General features: G+C 68.7%; 13 protein-coding genes. 5 read left to right on the top strand and 8 right to left on the bottom strand.

Annotation, left to right across the window (positions count from 1 at the left end; all coding sequences use genetic code 11):
* Nucleotides 1–97 precede the first annotated feature (97 nt).
* From DFR39_RS11170 to DFR39_RS11180, 3 genes are all read right to left on the bottom strand, one after another.
* Nucleotides 98–1,297, bottom strand: a complete 1,200-nt coding sequence (locus tag DFR39_RS11170; RefSeq protein ID WP_133603632.1) for an MFS transporter — start codon at nt 1,295–1,297, stop codon at nt 98–100.
* On the bottom strand, nt 1,294–2,394 hold the full coding sequence (gene aroC / locus DFR39_RS11175; protein WP_133603633.1) for a chorismate synthase: 1,101 nt from the start codon (nt 2,392–2,394) through the stop codon (nt 1,294–1,296). The genes DFR39_RS11170 and aroC overlap by 4 nt, the downstream gene beginning before the upstream one ends.
* Nucleotides 2,395–2,507: 113 nt before the next feature.
* Nucleotides 2,508–2,972, bottom strand: coding sequence for a CBS domain-containing protein (locus DFR39_RS11180; protein WP_133603634.1), 465 nt, complete (start codon nt 2,970–2,972; stop codon nt 2,508–2,510).
* Nucleotides 2,973–3,042: 70 nt separating this feature from the next.
* Between DFR39_RS11180 and DFR39_RS11185 the strand changes: the two genes are divergently transcribed.
* Nucleotides 3,043–4,347 carry an O-acetylhomoserine aminocarboxypropyltransferase gene (locus DFR39_RS11185; RefSeq protein WP_133603635.1) on the top strand — a complete coding sequence of 435 codons (1,305 nt, stop codon included), beginning with the start codon at nt 3,043–3,045 and terminating at the stop codon, nt 4,345–4,347.
* 18 nt (nt 4,348–4,365) lie between these two features.
* Nucleotides 4,366–5,184, top strand: coding sequence for an alpha/beta fold hydrolase (locus DFR39_RS11190; RefSeq protein ID WP_133603636.1), 819 nt, complete (start codon nt 4,366–4,368; stop codon nt 5,182–5,184).
* A gap of 12 nt (nt 5,185–5,196) precedes the next feature.
* On the opposite strand, the gene DFR39_RS19855 is transcribed toward DFR39_RS11190, so the two are convergent.
* The 3 genes from DFR39_RS19855 to kbl all read right to left on the bottom strand — a co-directional run bounded on the left by DFR39_RS19855 (nt 5,197) and on the right by kbl (nt 8,965).
* Nucleotides 5,197–6,660, bottom strand: a complete 1,464-nt coding sequence (locus DFR39_RS19855) for a hypothetical protein (RefSeq protein WP_162849498.1) — start codon at nt 6,658–6,660, stop codon at nt 5,197–5,199.
* Between the two features lie 125 nt (nt 6,661–6,785).
* A complete protein-coding gene (locus tag DFR39_RS11200) occupies nt 6,786–7,733 on the bottom strand; it encodes an NAD-dependent epimerase/dehydratase family protein (protein ID WP_133603637.1) in 948 nt (315 codons plus the stop codon).
* Nucleotides 7,734–7,759: 26 nt separating this feature from the next.
* Nucleotides 7,760–8,965: a glycine C-acetyltransferase gene (kbl, locus tag DFR39_RS11205; RefSeq protein ID WP_133603638.1), complete on the bottom strand. Its 1,206-nt coding sequence runs from the start codon at nt 8,963–8,965 to the stop codon at nt 7,760–7,762.
* Nucleotides 8,966–9,061: 96 nt separating this feature from the next.
* Here kbl and DFR39_RS11210 point away from each other — a divergent pair, with 96 nt between their 5' ends.
* Entirely contained in the window at nt 9,062–9,640 is a 579-nt protein-coding gene (locus DFR39_RS11210) for a helix-turn-helix domain-containing protein (protein ID WP_133603639.1), read from the top strand.
* Here the strand turns inward: DFR39_RS11210 and DFR39_RS11215 are convergent.
* Nucleotides 9,617–10,876, bottom strand: a complete 1,260-nt coding sequence (locus DFR39_RS11215) for a YihY family inner membrane protein (RefSeq protein ID WP_133603640.1) — start codon at nt 10,874–10,876, stop codon at nt 9,617–9,619. The two genes, DFR39_RS11210 and DFR39_RS11215, sit on opposite strands and share 24 nt — an antisense overlap.
* Between DFR39_RS11215 and DFR39_RS11220 the strand changes: the two genes are divergently transcribed.
* Together DFR39_RS11220 and DFR39_RS11225 are read left to right on the top strand one after the other, a co-directional pair.
* Nucleotides 10,875–11,303, top strand: a complete 429-nt coding sequence (locus DFR39_RS11220; RefSeq protein WP_133603641.1) for a DUF2069 domain-containing protein — start codon at nt 10,875–10,877, stop codon at nt 11,301–11,303. The two genes, DFR39_RS11215 and DFR39_RS11220, sit on opposite strands and share 2 nt — an antisense overlap.
* A gap of 2 nt (nt 11,304–11,305) precedes the next feature.
* Nucleotides 11,306–12,709, top strand: coding sequence for an FAD-binding oxidoreductase (locus tag DFR39_RS11225; RefSeq protein ID WP_133603642.1), 1,404 nt, complete (start codon nt 11,306–11,308; stop codon nt 12,707–12,709).
* A 28-nt stretch (nt 12,710–12,737) separates the two neighbouring features.
* Here DFR39_RS11225 and DFR39_RS11230 read toward each other — a convergent pair whose 3' ends face one another.
* Entirely contained in the window at nt 12,738–15,938 is a 3,201-nt protein-coding gene (locus DFR39_RS11230; protein WP_133603643.1) for an efflux RND transporter permease subunit, read from the bottom strand.
* Nucleotide 15,939 lies beyond the last annotated feature (1 nt).

Raw genomic sequence — 15,939 nt, forward strand, 5'->3', positions numbered from 1 at the left:
AAGTGCCGGCAGTGTAGGGAGGCGCCGGGCCGCCGCCGCCAGCACTTGCGACGAATCGCAGAAAGCGGGGCACGACCTGCACCGCCGGCCGACCAGATCAAGCGCTGGCGCTACCCTGCTCGTGCCAGCGCATGCTGCGCCAGCAGCAGAGCGCACCCAGCAGGCCCATGGCACTGGCCGCCCAGAACACGCTGGCATAGCCCGCATGCTGGGCCAGCCAGCCCCCACCCAGTCCCCCCAGCACCCCCGAGAAACCATAGCCCAGGACCGAATACAGGGCCTGACCACGGCCGCGCAGCGGGCCAGGAAAGTAACGGGTGATGAGCGCGATGCAGGCCGTGTGCTGCACGGCAAAGGTCAGGGCGTGCAGGCACTGGGCCAGCATCAGCAGCAGCAGACTCTGGCCGAAGGCCGCGGTCACGGCAAAGCGCAGCGCCGTCAGCAGGGCCGACACCAGCAGCCAGCGATGCAGGCTGGCGCTTTCCATCAGGCGCCCCTGGAAGGCGAACCAGGCGATCTCCACTCCCACGGATACGGCCCAGAGCAGCCCGACCATGCCCTTGCCATAGCCCAGCTCGATCAGGTAGAGACTGAAAAAGGCGTAGAGCGCCGAGTGCGCCAGCACGGTCAGAAAGAGTCCGGCGAAGAACCAAGCCACCTCTGGGCGACGCAACACGCTGGCGATAGGTGCAGCGGTGCCCTGCTCAGTACGCCTCACACGCTGCATGGGCAGGCGCCAGGCTGCCAGTACAACCAGACTCAGCAGCACCAGGGTGGTGGCGGCAAAGACTCGCAGACCCAACCACTGGTACCACCAGCCGGCCAGCACCACGCTGGCGAGAAAACCCACCGATCCCCAGACGCGCACCCGGCCATAACGGCGTGCGTCCATATTGCCCTGTTCATCGGTGATGCGGGCTGCCACCACCGTTTCGGTCAGGGGAACAATGGCGGCGTTGAAGCTGAACATCAGGAACACCACCAGGCCGAGCCCCAAGGGCCCGACGGGCAGCAAGAAGCCCACCCCCGCTACAAAGCTGGCCAGAGCGGCCACGCGAATGATCCAGACCCGCTGGCCGCTGCGATCCGCCAAAGCCCCCCAGGCATAGGGCGCGAAGAGCCGGGTCCAGCTCTGCAGCGAGACCAGCACCCCGATCGCGAAGACCGAGAGCCCGAGTTCCTTGAACCAAAGCGGCGCGTAGGGGTTGAAGGCGCCGATCGCCGCGAAATAGGCGCAAGACAGCAGTGCGCTGGCGCCCAGGGTGCTGCGCCCCGTGTCGGGCGCGCGCTCGTTCATCCGCGTTGACCGGGAATCGGGGGCTGGCTCAGCTGCACATCACCGCACTGGGCGCGGTGGCGCAGCGCATGGTCCATCAGCACCAGGGCCAGCAAGGCCTCGGCAATGGGCGTGGCGCGTATGCCCACACAGGGGTCGTGACGGCCGAAGGTCTCCACCTGGGTGGGCTGGCCGGCACGGTCGATGGAGGCCTTGGCCGTGCGGATGGAGCTGGTGGGCTTGATGGCCACCGAGACGCGCAGATCCTGACCGGTGGAGATGCCGCCCAGCACGCCGCCGGCGTGGTTGCTGGCAAAACCCTCGGGCGTGAGCTCGTCGCCATGCTCGCTGCCGCGCTGGGCCACCACGCCGAAGCCGTCACCGATCTCCACGCCCTTGGCGGCGTTCAGTCCCATCATGGCGTAAGCGATGTCGGCATCCAGGCGGTCATAAAGCGGCTCGCCTAGGCCCACCGGCACGCCGGTCGCCTCCACATAGATGCGGGCGCCGACCGAGTCGCCGGACTTGCGCAGCGCATCCATATAGGCTTCGAGCTCGGCCACCTTGCTGCTGCCGGCGGCAAAGAAGGGATTGAGCCCGGTCTGGCTCCAGTCCTCGATGGGGATCTCGATCTCGCCCAGGGCCGTCATGCAGCCGCGGAACTCGGTGCCATAGGCCGCCTTGAGCCATTTGCGCGCCACCGCGCCGGCGGCCACCGTGGGCGCCGTCAGGCGGGCCGAGCTGCGGCCGCCACCGCGCGGGTCGCGAATGCCGTACTTGCGCCAGTAGGTGTAGTCGGCGTGACCGGGGCGGAAGGTGTCGAGGATATTGCCGTAGTCCTTGCTGCGCTGGTCGGTGTTGCGGATCAGCAGGCAGATGGGCGCGCCGGTGGTCTGGCCCTCGTAGACGCCGGAGAGGATCTCCACCGCATCGGCCTCATTGCGCTGGGTCACATGGCGGCTGGTGCCGGGGCGGCGGCGGTCCAGCTCGGGCTGGATATCGGCCTCGGAGAGTGCCATGCCGGGCGGGCAGCCGTCGATCACGCAGCCAATGGCGGGCCCGTGGCTCTCGCCGAAATTGGTGACGCGGAACAGGGTACCGAAAGTGCTGCCTGACATGGGAATCCGTGGTTGCTGGGCCTCTTGATTCTAAGAGCAGGCGCACAAAGCAAAGGCGGCCCGCAGGCCGCCTTGGGGCGTGGGCGCGGCTGGCGCCCTTCGCGACTCGTGGATCAGAGCTTGGGTTCCGGCGAAGGGTTTTCCTCCAGCGGCCAGTCACGGATATAGGCCTTGAGCATGCGGTTCTCGAAGTCCTGGCTGTCCACCACGGCCTTGGCCACGTCATAGAAGGAGATCACGCCCTGCAGGGTGCGGCCGTTGAGCACGGGCATATAGCGCGCATGGCGGCCCAGCATCATGCGGCGCACCTCGTCGATCTCGGTCTCGGGCGTGCAGGTCAGGGGATGGTCGTCCATCACGCTGCGCACCAAGCTGGCGCCTACCGTGCCACCGTTCTTGACCACGGCCTGGATGACCTCGCGGAAGGTGAGCATGCCCACCAGATCGCCATGCTCCATCACGACCAGGGAGCCGATATCGAATTCGGCCATGGTGGCCACGGCCTGAGCCAGGGGCTGGTCGGGCGCAACGGTGTAAAGAGTGCCGCCTTTGACGCGAAGGATGTCGACGACTTTCATGATGAAACCTCCAGGAATCCAGGGACCCAACATAGCACACAATCCCCGCATCAAATACCTCGGAGACACCATGGCGGGCTACACCGACCCCGGCTTTGACACCTTGGCGCTACACGCGGGCGCTGCGCCCGACCCCGCCACCGGCGCGCGCGCCACGCCCCTGCATCTGAGCACCTCCTTTGTGTTTGAAAGCGCGGAGCACGCCGCCTCGCTCTTCAATTTGGAGCGCGCCGGCCATGTCTATTCGCGCATCTCCAATCCCACCACCGCCGTTTTTGAGGAGCGCATGGCCGCACTCGAAGGCGGCGTGGGCGCCATTGCCACCGCCAGCGGCCAGGCCGCCCTGCATCTGGCCATCGCCACCCTGGCCGGCGCGGGCTCGCACATCGTGGCCTCAGCCGCGCTCTACGGCGGCTCGCACAATCTTCTGCACTACACCCTGGCGCGCTTCGGCATCACCACCAGCTTTGTGCGCCCCGGCGATCTGGACGCCTGGCGCGCTGCCATCCAGCCCAACACCAAGCTGCTCTTCGGCGAGAGCCTGGGCAACCCGGGCCTGGACGTGCTGGACATCCCGGCCGTGAGCGCCATCGCCCACGAGGCCGGCCTGCCCCTGCTGGTGGACGCCACGCTCACCACCCCCTATTTGCAGCGCCCCGTCGAGCTGGGCGCGGACTTGGTCTATCACTCGGCCACCAAATTCCTCTCGGGCCATGGCACGGTGGTGGGCGGCGTGCTGGTGGACAGCGGCCGCTTCGACTGGCAGGTCGCCCATGACAGACATGGCCGCTTCCCGGAGTTGTGTGAACCCTATCCCGGCTTCCACGGCATGGTCTTCGCCGAGGAGAGCACGGTGGGCGCCTTCCTGCTGCGCGCGCGGCGCGAGGGCCTGCGCGACTTCGGCGCCTGCCTCAGCCCGCACAGCGCCTGGCTGATCCTGCAGGGCATCGAGACCCTGCCCCTGCGCATGCAGCGCCATGTGGCCAATGCCCAGAAGGTGGCCGAGTTCCTGGCGGGCCAGGCCCAGGTCAGCCGCGTCGGCTACCCCGGCCTGGAAAGCCATCCGGACCACGCCCTGGCGCAGCGCCTGCTGCCGCGCGGCTGCGGCTCGGTCTTCAGCTTCGATCTGCAGGGCAGCCGCGAGCAGGGTCGGCGCTTCATCGAGGCGCTGCAGCTCTTCTCCCACCTGGCCAATGTGGGCGACTGCCGCTCCCTGGTGATCCACCCCGCCAGCACCACGCATTTCCGCATGGACGACGCGGCCCTGGCCCAGGCCGGTATCGCGCCGGGCACCATCCGCCTGTCCATAGGCCTGGAAGACCCGGACGATCTGATCGCCGACCTCAAGCGCGCGCTCAAGATCGCGGCCAAGTAAGCCCCAGGACCTCGCACGATGAAACTCACCGTCAACGGCCACGAGGCCTATGCCTACACCGGCGGCCGCCCGCTGGACACCTCCCTGCCCTGCCTGGTCTTGCTGCACGGCGCCCTCAACGACCACAGCGTCTGGACCCTGCTGGCGCGCTGGTTCGCCCATCACGGCCATGCGGTGCTGGCGCCCGATCTGCCCGGCCATGGCCGCAGCGCCGGCCGGCCGCTGGAGAGCGTGGGAGCCCTGGGCGCCTGGGTCTGGCAGCTGCTGGACGCCGCCGGCTTTGCGCCCGATGCCCAGGCCGCCCTGGTGGGCCACAGCATGGGCTCCCTGATCGCGCTGGAGGCCGCGGCCCAGGCGCCGCAGCGCGCCCGCGCCCTGGGCCTGGTGGCCACGGCCTTTCCGATGAAGGTCTCGGAACAGCTGCTCAGCACCGCCCGCGAGCAGCCCGGGCGCGCCATCGCCATGGTCAACACCTTCTCTTTCGGCGGCATCGCGGCCAAGCCCTCCTACCCAGGCCCGGGCGCCTGGCTGCAGGGCGGGGAGCTGGCGCTCAAGCACCGGATCCAGTCACGCCAGAGCGGGCTCAATCTCTTCGAGCACGACTTCAGGCTGTGTGACAGCTATGCCCGCGGCCTGGAGGCCGCCGCCCAGGTGCGCTGCCCCACCCAGCTGATCCTGGGTGAGCGCGACCAGATGACGGCGCCCAAGCAGACCACCGCGCTGCAGGCCGCCTTCAGCGCGCCGCCCCGGGTGCAGCGCCTGAATGCCGGCCACTCCCTGATGGCCGAGGCGCCGGACGCCATGCTGCGCGCCCTGCGCGAGCTGCTGGGCGCCTGAGCGCCTGCGGGGCTACCAGCGGCAGCCCTTGTCGCTGCCCGCGCCCAGCACCAGGGGCACGGCGGCGAGCAGGCCCTTGTCGGCATGAGCCTCGCGGCAGTCCTTGCGGGCCGCATCCTCGATGCCCTGCTGCAGCTTGTTCTTGCGCTCGGGCGGGTGCGGCATGAGCTGTAGCACGCTGCGCGACTCCCGGCCCGAAATCTCACCGCCGCGCGGCAAGCTCAGATTGAGCTTGGGCGCCGGCGCGCTGGCGGCGGCCGAAGGCGGTGTGGCCACATCCTGACCCAGGCGCGCACCGGCATCGGGTGCGCCGATCACGGGCGGCGGTGGCAAGGCCGGCAGCATGGATGGCGTCGCCGCCACGGCGGGCAGGGCCTGACCGGGGCTCAGCGCTGCTGCCTGCGACGCATTGGGGCGCTGCAGGCCTTGGCTGCCAGCGCCATCGCTCGGCAGCTGCTGCAAGCGCCGCTCGGGCAGGTCCGGCAGCGCGGGCGCGAGCGGTGCCTGGCTCAGCGACTCGACCGCGCTGGCCGCGGCGCTCACCGGGCTGAGTGGGGCCAGGGCTTGCGAGGGTTTCGCGGGGGCCAGGGCCGCCGGGGCCGGCAGGCTGCGCGTCACCGGCTCGGGCAGAGCGGGCAGCTCCGCCTGGGGCAGCGGGCTGAGGCTGGACATGGCGGCCGCGGGCAGGCGGTCGGCAGCCAGCGGCGCGGGCGCGAGCTGGGGCAAACGCGGAGCGCGGGGTGCTGGCGGCAGCGCCTGCAAGGCCTCGGCCGCCAGCGTCGGCGCTGGTGCGAGAGCGCCGGTTGACGAGCTCGGCGCGCTGAGGGCGGGTGCGGGCAACTGGCGCAAGACCGGCGCGGGCAGGCTGGGCGCCTCGGGCAAGGGCTCCAGCGATGGCAGGGGCTTGATGGTCGCTGGCGTCAGGGCCGGCGCCGGCATAGGCGCCGGAGCCGCCACCGCCTCGCTCAGACTGGGCGCGACCGAGGTCGGCTGGGGCACGGGCTGAGGCTCGGGCTGGGGTTGCGGCTGAGGGGCCGAGGTTTCGCCTTCCAGCACCTGACCGGACTGCGCATTCCACAGGCCCTCGCGCGCGGCGCCAGGTGTTGCTGGCAAGCGCCTGGACTCCTCTTCACGACGCACCTGGCCGCCGATGCGCTCCCCGCGTGCCTGGCCCTTGGGCCCCTGTGCCAGCCGCGGAGTTTCGGGCGGCGCGGCGCGCGGCGGGCCGGGGCGGGGGTCGCTCGCCTCGCCGCTGCGCAGGCGCACGCTCAGCGAGCCCCAGACGCCCTCCCCCGGCTTGGCACTGCCGCCCGGGGCATTGCCCACCAGCAATACCAGCAGCAGATGCAGCAGCAGGGCCAGCAGCAAGGCGCGGCCGAGCTGCGGATCGCGGCTCAGCGCGGCGGCCAGGGCCGAGGGGATGGGGAAGCGAGGCCCGCCCGGCGAGGGGCGGGGCCAATTCAGAGCGAGAGACACGGCGCGCAGTGTCGCCCAGCGCCGCATCAGACCGCAACCGGCGCGGCGGCCGGGGTTTCACCAATCCAATGCGGCAGGCGGCTGCACAGAGATCAGGTGGCCAGCTGCGGCCGCAGCTGGAAGGATCAGGCAGCCAGCTGCGGCCGCAGCTGGGTGAGCATGTCCTGCGCCATGGCGGCCAGGTCGTACTCCAGCTTCCAGCCCCAGTCGGCCTGGGCCACGCGATCATCGATGCGCTGAGGCCAGCTGGCGGCAATGGCCTGGCGGAAGTCGGGCGCGTAGTCGATCTGGAAGTCCGGGATGTGCTTCTTGATCTCGGCCGCGATCTCGGCGGGGGTGAAGCTCACGCCGGCCAGGTTGTAGCTGCCGCGCTGGGTGATGGCCTCGGCCGGGGCTTCCATCAGCTCGATCGTGGCACGCAGCGCATCGGGCATGTACATCATGGGCAAGGCCTGACCCTGCTCCAGGAAGCAGGTGTAGCGGCCGGCCTTGAGCGCGCCGTGGAAGATGTCGATGGCGTAGTCGGTGGTGCCGCCGCCGGGCGGGGTCTTGTAGCTGATCAGGCCCGGATAGCGCAGGCTGCGCACGTCCACGCCGTGCTTGGCGTGGTACCAGGCGCACCAGCGCTCGCCGGCCAGCTTGGAGATGCCATAGATGGTGGTGGGGTCCATCACCGTGGTCTGGGGCGTGTCCAGCGCGGGCGTGCTGGGGCCGAAGGCTGCGATGGAGCTGGGCCAGAAGATCTTGTCCAGCTTCTGGGTGCGGGCCAGCTCCAGCACATTGAGCAGGCCCTTCATGTTCAGGTCCCAGGCCCACATGGGGTGCTGCTCCCCGGTGGCAGAGAGCGCGGCGGCCAGGTGGTAGATCTGGGTGATGCCGTGGCGCTTGACCACGGCGGCCAGGGCGGCGGCGTCGGTCACGTCCAGCATCTCGTGGCGCAGGGCCGGCACGCGGCCTTCGGGGGCCACATCGCTGGTGATGACGTTGTCGTTGCCGTGGCGTTGGGCGAGTTCCACCGCCAGCTCGCTGCCGATTTGGCCGTTGGCGCCGATGATCAGGATCTTGGTCGTCATGGTCGTTCTGTGTACTGCGGGTGGATTTACTTGATCAGGCCCAGCTCGCGGCCGGCCTGGGCAAAGGCGGCCACCGCCTTCTCGAGATGCTCGCGCTCATGCACGGCCGAGAGCTGCACGCGGATGCGCGCCTGGCCCTTGGGCACCACGGGGTAGAAGAAGCCCACGGCATAGACGCCCAGCTCCAGGATGCGGGCACTGAGCCTCTGGGCCATCACCGCGTCGTAGACCATGATGGGCACGATGGGGTGGGTGCCGGGCTTGATCTCGAAGCCGGCGGCCTGGATGGCCTCGCGGAAGTAGGCGGTGTTGGCCTCCAGCTTGTCGCGCAGGGCGGTGGAGGCTTCGAGGATGTCCAGCACCGCAATGGACGCGCCCACGATGCTGGGCGCCACGGTGTTGGAGAAAAGATAGGGGCGCGAGCGCTGGCGCAGCAGCTCGATCACTTCCTTGCGGCCGGTGGTGAAGCCGCCCGAGGCGCCGCCCAGGGCCTTGCCCAGGGTGCCGGTGATGATGTCGATCTGGCCGAACACGCCACGGTGCTCATGCGTGCCGCGGCCGGTCTGGCCCAGGAAGCCGCTGGCATGGCACTCGTCGATGCCCAGCAGGGCACCGTAGCGCTTCGTGATCTCGCGGATCTTGTCCAGCTGGGCGATGGTGCCGTCCATGGAGAAGACGCCGTCGGTGAAGACCAGGATGAAGCGCGCGCCCGCGGCCTGGGCGGCCTGCAACTGGGCTTCCAGATCGGCCAAGTCATTGTGCTTGTAGCGGAAGCGCTTGGCCTTGCACAGGCGGATGCCGTCGATGATGGAGGCGTGGTTCAGCTCGTCGCTGATGATGGCGTCCTGCTCGGTGAGCAGGGGCTCGAAGAGGCCGCCGTTGGCATCGAAGGCGGCGGCGTAGAGGATGGTGTCCTCGGTGCCCAGGAAGCGGGCGATGCGCTGTTCCAGGGTCTTGTGGATGTCCTGCGTGCCGCAGATGAAACGCACGCTGGACAGACCATAGCCATGCGTGCGCAGGGCTTCGTGGGCGGCTTCAATGACCTGGGGGTGGGAGGACAGGCCCAGATAGTTGTTGGCGCAGAGATTGATCACCTCGCGGCCATCGGCCGTGCGCACCACCGCGCCCTGGGGGCTGCTGATGATGCGTTCGCTCTTGTACAGGCCCGCCTCGCGGATGCCGGCCAGCTCGGTCTGCAGATGGGCGTAAAAGTCTTGGGCGCTCGCGCTCATGGCATGGCTCTCCTGGTGCACAATTCACTAAACAGAACGTGGTTCGATATATCGAACTTTCGTGCAGTATCTGAGAATTGCTTTTCAAGGTCAAGCATGTCCGCCAACCTCACCGAGTCGCTGGAGCCGCCCAAGGTCGGAGCCACTCTGCAGAACCTGCGCCAGGCCCAGGGTCTGTCGCTGGACGAGCTCTCGCGCCGCGCCGGGGTATCCAAGTCCATGCTCTCGCAGATCGAGCGCAACCAGGCCAATCCCACGGTGGCCGTGGTCTGGCGCCTGGCCAATGCGCTGCGGGTCGAGCTCTCGGAGCTGCTCAGCGGCGAGCGCCCGGCGGCGCCGGCCATCGAGACCGTGGCGGCACACGCCACGCCCAGCCTGGCCAGCCCGGACGGGCTGTGCACCCTGCGCATCCTGGGGCCCATCGACCTGGCGGGCCAGTTCGAGTGGTACGAGCTGACGGTGCAGCCCGGCGGCGCCCTGGAGTCGGCCGCGCATGAGCCGGGCTCGCGCGAGCATCTCTCGGTGCTGGGCGGTGAGCTGGAAGTGAGCGCGGGCGGGCTGAAGCAGCAGCTGCGCAGCGGCGAGACCGCGCGCTATGCGGTGGATGGGCCACATGCGATCCGCAATCGCAGCGCGGCCCCGGCCACGGCCCTACTGGTCGTGCTCCACCCCTAGGAGCTCGACCAGGGTGCAGCGGGCCCAGTCGCCACGCTTCCACAAGGGGCTCAGCGGGCCGCCGCGCCGCGCCAGCAGCTGCTGCAACAAGGGCGCGGCCAGGGTCTGGGCGGGTTCGCACAGCAGTACCAGGCGCTGTTCGCCGGCCTCCTCCAGGCGGCCCAGCCAGTCCAGTTCCAACAGCGCATCCAGCGAAGGCTCAAGCTGCAAGGGATCCACCCTGAGGCGCTGCGCCAGCGTCTGGGCCGAGAGGCCGGCCGACCCCTCCTGACGGGCGCGCCACAGCAGGCGCAGCGCTTCCAGCGCCAACTCCAGCGCAAGACCTGGCACCTCGGGCCGACGCAGCATGCGGCCGCTGAGTGCGGGCAGATTGGCCGCCAGCAAGGCTCCCAGCAGCATGATGACCCAGCCCAGATAGAGCCAGATCAGGAAGATGGGCACGGTGGCAAAGGCGCCGTAGAGCGTGGAATAGGTCGGGACCTGCTTCACATACCAGGCCAGCACCGACTTGGCTGCGTGGAAGGCCAGGGCCACGAACAGCCCGCCCGCAAGCGCATGACGCCAGCGCACATGGGTGTTGGGCACGTAGTGGAAGAGGCCGGCCACCGCGGCGGTCAGCACGCCCAGTTCCAGCAGAGTCAGCACCGCGGACAGCCCGCCCGGCAGCACACCCACCACGCCCTTGCCCGCACTCAGTGCATAGCCCGTGAGGGTCAGGCTGCCGCCCAGCAGCAAGGGCCCCAGGGTCAGGGCGGCCCAATACACCAGCACCCGCTGCATCATGGGCCGCGGCTGACGCACGCGCCAGATGGTGTTGAGCGTGCGGTCGATGGTGAACATCAGGGCCAGGGCCGTGCCGCCCAGCACGGCCAGTCCGAGCAGGCCCAGGCGGTTGGCCTTGGCGGCAAACTGCGTGAGCGCCCCCAGCACGGGCTTGGCGATATTGGGGGGAATGAGGCTCTTGAGGAAGTACTGCTCCAGCGACTGCTGAAAGCTGCCAAAGATGGGAAAGGCCGTAAACAGGGCCAGCATCACCGTGAGCAGGGGCACCAGGGAGATCAGGGTGGTGAAGGTCAGGCTGCCGGCCGTCTGCCCCAGGCGGGCCTCGGCAAAGCGCAGGCGCAGGGTCTGAAGGGTGGCCAGCCAGGGCCAGTGCAAGAGGCGCTGCAAGAGCTGCTCGCGCACCGCGGCGGTGGAGAACTTGGAAACCGTCATGCTGGCTATGATGCCAGCCATGTCAGCCTCCCCTGCCCCGACTTCACCCGAAAACACCCCGAGCCCCAGTGCCGCCACCCTGCGCAGCCAGGCCACACCCCAGGAGCGCCTGAGCCGCAATCTGGCCCTGGGCGGTCTGATCGCCCTGGCCATGCTGTGCCTGGCCTGGGAGTTGTGGCTCGCGCCCACGGGCAGTGGCACCCTGGCCATCAAGGCCCTGCCCCTGCTGATCCCCATCCTGGGCCTGTGGCGCTACCGGCTCTACACCTTCCGCTGGCTGAGCCTGATGATCTGGCTTTACGCGGCCGAGGGCGCGCTGCGCGCCAGCAGCGACCGCGGCCCCTCGGTGATCCTGGCCTGGATGGAGCTGCTGCTCTCGGCCCTGATCTTCACGGCCTGCGCCTTGCATGTGCGCCAACGTCTGGCCGCCGCCAAGCAGGCACAGTAGGCATGAACGCTTTTGTCGAGGCACTGCGCGCGCTGCTGGGGCCGGCCCATGTTCTGCAAGGCGCGGACGCCGCGCCCTTCGAGCGCGACTGGCGCAAACGCTATGAGGGCCGGGCCTTGGCCGTCGCCAAACCCGGCAGCACGGCCGAGCTGGCCGCCCTCGTCAAGCTCTGTGCAGCGCATGGCGTGGCCATCGTGCCCCAGGGGGGCAATACGGGTCTGGTGGGCGGCTCCACCCCCGACGAGACTGGCCGTCAGCTGCTGCTGAGCCTGGCCCGCATGAACCGCATCCGCGAGCTGGACGCGGCCAATCTGACCCTGACCGTAGAGGCCGGCTGCGTGCTGCAGGCCGTGCAGGAGGCCGCGGCTGCGCAAGACCTGCTCTTTCCCCTGAGCCTGGGCTCGGAGGGCAGCTGCACCATTGGCGGCAATCTGGCCAGCAATGCCGGCGGGACCCAGGTGCTGCGCTATGGCAATGCGCGTGAGCTCTGTCTGGGCCTGGAGGTGGTGACGGCCCAGGGCGAGATCTGGGATGGGCTCTCCGGCCTGCGCAAGAACAACAGCGGCTACGACCTGCGCGATCTCTTCGTGGGCAGCGAGGGCACGCTGGGCATCATCACGGCGGCCACGCTCAAGCTCTATCCGAAGCCGCTGGCGCAGATGACGGCCCTGGCCGCCTGCGACAGTCTGGAGTCTGCGGTGGCCCTGCTGGGCCTGGCCCAGGCCCGCGCGGGCTCGGGGCTCACCGGCTTCGAGGTGATGAACGCCTTCTCGCTGTCCCTGGTGCGGCGGCACTTTGCGCAATTGCCCCAGCCGCTGCCGGAGTCCCCCTGGACCGTGCTGCTCGAACTCTCGGACGCCGAGGGCGAGCAGCATGCCCGCGCCCTGTTCGAGACCCTGCTGGAGCAGGCGCTGGAGCGCGGGCTGATCCTGGACGCGGCGGTGGCCGAGAGTCTGGAGCAAAGCCGCGGGCTGTGGCATCTGCGCGAGTCCATTCCCCTGGCCCAAAGCCAGGAGGGCCTCAATATCAAGCACGATATCGCCCTGCCCGTCTCGCGCATCCCCCGCTTCGTGGCCGAGACCGACGCCTCGCTGCAGGCTGCCATCCCGGGCGTGCGCCTGGTCAACTTCGGCCATCTGGGCGACGGCAATCTGCACTACAACGTGCAGGCGCCGCAGGGGCAAGACCCGGCCCTGTTCCTGCGCGAGCAGGAGCCCCGGGTCAATGCCCTGGTGTTTGACGCCGTCATGGCCCATGGCGGCAGCATCTCGGCCGAGCATGGCATCGGCCGGCTCAAGCGCGAGGAACTCGGCCGCCGCGGCCACCCGGTGGCGCTGGATCTGATGCGGGCCATCAAAAAGGCCCTGGATCCCCAGGGCCTGCTCAATCCGGCTCGCGTCCTCTAGCGCGTCGACCGCCTCGGTCGGCGCCTTGTTACAGCGCCTGGGCGCGGCGGCCCCGGGGCAGCCCCCTCAACTTCAGCAAGCCGCGCCAGAGCAGACGCAGGCCCAGCAGGGCCAGGATGGCCTCGAAAAAGGTGAGCGTGAAGGCGACGGCCGTGTTCCAGCGCGACTCGCGGCGGCGGAACTTGGCCAGCATGCGGTCGCGCGCGATCTCGATGCTGTCGTAGAAGCTGGGCACCATCAGCAGGGTCAGGAAGGTGGAGGTGATGGTGCCGCCAATGATGGCCACGGCCATGGGGCGGTAGAACTCGCCGCCCTCGCCCACCCCGATGGCCACCGGCAACATGCCGGCAATCAGGGCGAAGGTGGTCATCAGGATGGGGCGAAAGCGCTGGCGGCCCGCATGGATCAGCGCCTCCTCGCGCGGCACGCCCTTGGCCTCTTCCTGGCGCGCCGCGTCCAGCAGCAGGATGGCGTTCTTGGCCACCAGGCCGGCCAGCATGATGATGCCGATGAAGCTCATCAGATTCAGCGTTCCCTGGGTCAGCAAGAGCGCCACCACCACGCCGATGAGCGATAGCGGCTGCGACAGCATCACGCCCAGCGGTGCGGTAAAGCTGCCGAATTGCATGACCAGGATCAGGTACATCAGGGTGATGCCGGAGACCAGGGCAATGCCCATGGCGCTGAACACTTCCTGCTGGTCCTTGGATGCACCCGCCAGCTCGATGCCGTAGCCCGGGGGGAAATTGATGGACTTGGCGAGCTTGATCGCGTCGGCTGTGACCTCGCCGGGCGAGCGGCCCTGGGCATTGGCGGTGACCGCGATCATGCGCTTGCCATCGGCGTGCTGGATCTTGGCCGGGCCCTTGCCCATGGTGACCGTGGCGATCTGCTCCAGCGGCACCATAATGCCGCTGCCCGCCACCGTGATCGGCAGTCGCTCGATATTGCTGGCGTCCACGCGGTCGCTGGGGTGAAGGCGAACCGCCACATCGCGGGTCTCGCCGCTGGGGTCCACCCAGTCACCCACCTCGACGCCCGCAAAGGCCACGCGCAGAGCGGTCGCGGTGTCCCCCACCGAGATCCCCATGGCATTGGCCAAGCCGCGGTTCAGTTCGATCTGCAACTCGTCCTGCGGATCCTGTTCCGACAGGCCCACATCCACCGCGCCCGGTACCTGGCGCAGCTTGGCCATGTACTCGTTGGTGATCTCCAGCAGCTTGCGCGAGTCGGTGCCCGAGAAGCGGATCTGCACCGGCTTTTGTGCGCCATTGTTCAGGTCATCCAGCACCACATACTCGGCACCGACCAACTGCGCCACACGCCCGCGCAGATCCTTGGCGATCTCCGCGGCGCTGCGCTGGCGCTCGGTGCTCTTGCCCAGATCCACATAGATGCGCCCACCGGAGACATTGATCTGGCTGTTGGTAGCCTTGGTCTCGGGGATCTCGCGCGCCAGCTTGGCGGCGGCTTCCATCTTCAGCTTGGCGTACTCCAGGCTGGAGCTGGCGGGGGTGCGCACCTCAATCGCGATGGTGCCCGCATCGGAAGCCGGCAGGAAGCTGGAGCCGCCGAACTTGGCCTGCAGCACAATGGCCAGCACAAAGCTCAGCACCGCGAAGAAGGCCATCCAGCGCCGGTGGTGCAGCGCCCAGGCGATCACCTTGCCATAGCGGTCGGCTTGGCGATCAAACCAATCATTGAAGCGCTGCAAGTGCAGGGAGATGCCCTTCTTGGGCGCCTGGTGGTGGCCCGGTGGGTCACCCCAGTAGGCCGACAGCATCGGGTCCAGCGTGAAGGAGATGAACAGGCTCACCAGCACCGAGGCCACCACCGTCAGGCCGAAGGGACGGAACCATTCGCCCGAAACGCCCGGCATGAAGGCCACCGGCACGAAGACCGCGACGATGGAGAAGGTGGTGGCGGCCACCGCCAAGCCGATCTCGGCCGTGCCCTTGAGCGCGGCCGTCATGCGGTCGGCGCCGCGCTCCATATGGCGCACGATGTTCTCGCGCACCACGATGGCATCGTCGATCAGCACGCCGATGGCCAGGGACAGGCCCAGCAGGCTCATGAAGTTGAGCGTGAAGCCGCACAGCCAGACCGCGATGAAGGCCGCCACCACCGAGGTCGGCAGCGACAGCGCGGTGATCAGGGTCGAACGCCAGCTGTTGAGGAAGACATAGACCACGGCCACGGTCAGGCCTGCACCGAACACCAGGGCGTGAATGACGTTGTAGAGGCTGTTCTCGGCGTCCTTGCCGCCGTCCTGCGTGATCTCCAGCGTGGTCCCTTGGGGAAGGGTCTTGGCAAGCTCGTCAACAAGCTTGCGCACCTCCTGCGCCACGGTGACCGTCGAGGCATCCCGCGAGCGGGTCACGGACAGGCCGACATTGGGCTGGCCGTTGCGCATGCTGAGGCTCTGGCGCTCGGCGAAGCCGTCCTGAATGGTGGCGACCTGGCCCAGACGCACCAGTTGCTCGCCGTTTCGCCGCACCACGATCTGCTCGAACTCGGCCGGCGATTCGATGCGGCCCAGCAGGCGGATGCTCTGGTCCTGCAGGGTGCCGCGCACCTTGCCCACCGGCGCGGTCGTGTTCTGCGCGCGCAGCGCTGCGACGACCTCGGTGACCGAGACATTGAACTCGCGCAGCTTCTGCGCATGCAGCAGCACCGAGAGCTCGCGGCTCAGCGAGCCGTTGACATTGACCGTGGCCACGCCGCGCAGCGCGCGGAAGCGGTCGGCCAGCTGATCCTCGGCCAGGCGCGAGATCTCGGCATGGCTCTGGCTGCTGGACGACAAAGCCAGCTGCATGATGGGCTGGGCCGCCGGGTCGATGCGCTGCAGCACCGGCTCGCGCATCTCGACGGGCAGCTTGTGGCGCACCGCACCGATCGCATTGCGCACCTCATCGGCCGCCTCGATCATGTTCTTGTCGAAGTTGAAGATCAGCACCAGCTGGGCGTTGCCCTCGTTGGCGGTGGCTCGGACCTCGTCGACGCCGGAAATACTTTGCAGCGACTTCTCGATTCGATTGATGATCTCGCGCTCGGCGGTCTCGGGCGAGGCGCCCGGGTAGTTGATGCTGACCACCAGCACCGGCGCCTGGACATCCGGGATCTGGTTGACCCTCAGCTTGTTGAGGGCCAGCAGGCCCAGCGCCATCAGGGCAATGATCACGACAATGGTCGCGACCGGTTTCTTGACACTGAAGTTGGACAGGAACATC

Source organism: Roseateles asaccharophilus, assembly GCF_004362405.1.
GTDB lineage: Bacteria > Pseudomonadota > Gammaproteobacteria > Burkholderiales > Burkholderiaceae_C > Kinneretia > Kinneretia asaccharophila.